This window comes from Cysteiniphilum sp. 19S12-1 (assembly GCF_052030685.1).
In the GTDB taxonomy this organism is placed as follows: Bacteria; Pseudomonadota; Gammaproteobacteria; order Francisellales; family Francisellaceae; genus Caedibacter.
The window spans coordinates 1-2,437 of the sequence record NZ_JBQAJM010000067.1 but is presented as its reverse complement, the minus strand read 5'-3'; the positions used below and the strand labels follow the sequence as shown (position 1 = coordinate 2,437).

The window sequence follows — 2,437 nt, the reverse complement described above, 5'->3', positions numbered from 1 at the left end:
TATTAGATGACAATTAGCTTTACCGGTCACGACAACTAGAATTGCCGGTCAAATCATGTAGGCTATTCCTTAATCAAACCAGCTGCAGATGATCAAGATTAGGGTATGGCAAGAAAACGAGTCACAACAGAACAGGTAAAGCTATACATGAAACTCAGACAAGACGATAAACTCATCCAAGCTGGCTGTGCCGCTAAGGCAGGATTTAGTGAGCGCACAGCTCGCACAATAGATCGTGGTAAACATCACACACAACATCCACCTAAACAAAGGCAGTATAAAACACGCGCAAGTAGTATCGATAAGCTCTGGGAAGATGAGCTTAAACAGAAGCTTGAAGACAACCCAGAGCTTCAGCCAACGACGTTGTATATTGACCTTCAGCGTAACCATGTGGATGATCAGGGTAATCCAATTTATGATGCCTCTTGCCTTCGCACATTACAAAGACGTGTACGAGAATGGAAAGCAAAACATGGCGCATCTAAAGAGGTAATGTTTCCGCAAAAACACTACCCCGGTGACCAAGGCTTATCTGATTTCTCGCATATGAAAGATATTGGTATTACAATAGCTGGCAAGCCTTTGGATCATATGATTTATCATTTCAGGCTCGTATTTAGTAAATACAGCTATGTCAAAGTTATCCTATCCGGAGAAAGCTTTCAGGCTTTATCAGAAGGGTTACAGGAAGCTTTATTTCATATAGGTGGCGCGCCAAATGAGCATCGTACTGATTCTTTAGCGGCTGCTTACAAAAACGATAAAGATGTAGCTAATGAGGATTTAACGGATCGCTATAAAGAGTTATGTGCCTATTATGGCATGAACCCAACAAGAAATAACAAAGGGGTTAGTCATGAGAATGGCTCTGTTGAGTCATCACACGGTCACCTAAAAAACCGTATTAAACAAGAGCTCATGGTGCGTGGTAGTAAAGACTTTGAGACATTAGCTGAATATGAGCAATGGTTGCGTCATGTTGTTGAAAACAGTAATCGTCGTAACAGTAAAAACTTTAAGCTTGAACAATCGGCATTGCAACCCTTACCCAAGCATAAAACAGCAGATTATGAAGTTAAATCAGTTAAGGTATCAAGCCATTCTATGATCAACATCAAACAGATTAAATATAGCGTGCCGGCACGCCTTGTAGGACATGCGTTAACCGTACATATCTCACAAAAAGACATTATTGCCTATCTAGGCAGCAGTGAAGTGTTTAGGACTGAAAGACGTTATGCCAATAAAGTATCCAGTAAATATGTGATTGATTATAAACACCTCATCCACGCATTCATTAAAAAGCCGCGTGCCTTTCGTTATTGCCAGTATAAAGATGAGCTACTGCCCAATGAGTATTATCAGGCAATCTGGCAGTATCTAGATCGCACGCAGGCGCCTGACTCCGCTTGTAAAAGCATCTTACGACTATTGAAGCTAAGTGCAGATCACGACTGTGAAGAAGCGCTTGCGCAAGCTTGCTTAGCACTTATTGAAGCAGATAAACCAATTACACTTGAACAATTGGAAACCCAGTTCAATAAGAACAACCCAAGATTACCGATACAAAAGATGCCAACACCAAGCATTAATCAATATGATTACTTGCTAACACCGTCTCACACAGGAGGAAGTTATGCACGCCTATGAAGCCACCCTGGATTTGCAGTTAAAGGCACTGAAACTTGCCAGTTTTAAGCAACATTGGGAAACGATTTCTGACATGTCCATTCAAAAGAATTGGAGTCATGGTCAGTACTTATCTTATCTGGCGCAGATGGAGTTAGATAGTCGCGAATCGAGCCGGTTATCAAGACACATTAAAGAATCTAAACTGCCTAAGCATAAGACGTTAAGCAGTTTCAACTTTAAGGAAATACCTACGGTTAATGCTGAGCAAATTAATGCACTAGCTGAGACAGACACTTGGTTGTCAGGGGCGAATAACATCATTATCTTTGGTGCCAGTGGATTAGGTAAAACCCATCTGGCAAGTGCTATTGCTTATCGCAAGATTGAGCGAGGATTTAAGGTAAGGTTTTATCAGACATCGCACTTGGTACAAGTGCTACAATTAGCGAAAAAGCAATACCGCTTACAAGAAGAAATTGCCAAACTGGATAAAATTCCCTTGTTGATTCTTGATGATATTGGTTATGTTAAAAAAGATGAGCATGAAACAAGTGTTTTATTTGAATTAATCTGCCAAAGGTATGAGACAGGAAGCTTAATCATCACTGCCAATCAACCATTTAGTCAGTGGGATAGCATTTTCCCTGATAACATGATGGCAGTGGCTGCTATTGACCGTTTAGTGCACCATGCAACCGTAATCAGCTTAGAAGGAGATAGCTATCGTATGAAGAGATAATTTTTTTCGATAAAATCGGCAAAGTTAGTTGTCGTGACCGGAAAAGTTAGTTGACATTTGATA

At 40.6% G+C, this 2,437-nt stretch carries 2 protein-coding genes; both read left to right on the top strand.

Annotated elements, in window-relative coordinates; translation table 11 throughout:
- The first annotated feature begins 105 nt into the window (after nucleotides 1-105).
- Nucleotides 106-1,653 (top strand): IS21 family transposase, encoded by a 1,548-nt coding sequence (gene istA / locus ACTS4L_RS11190; protein ID WP_440652059.1) that lies wholly within the window; start codon nucleotides 106-108, stop codon nucleotides 1,651-1,653.
- Entirely contained in the window at nucleotides 1,640-2,374 is a 735-nt protein-coding gene (istB, locus tag ACTS4L_RS11185; RefSeq protein WP_440615330.1) for an IS21-like element helper ATPase IstB, read from the top strand. The genes istA and istB overlap by 14 nt, the downstream gene beginning before the upstream one ends.
- The last annotated feature ends 63 nt before the right edge of the window (nucleotides 2,375-2,437 follow it).

Coding starts and splice junctions, on each gene's coding strand:
- istB (WP_440615330.1), top strand. CDS start 1,640: ATGCACGCCTATGAAGCCACCCTGGATTTGCAGTTAAAGGCACTGAAA.
- istA (WP_440652059.1), top strand. CDS start 106: ATGGCAAGAAAACGAGTCACAACAGAACAGGTAAAGCTATACATGAAA.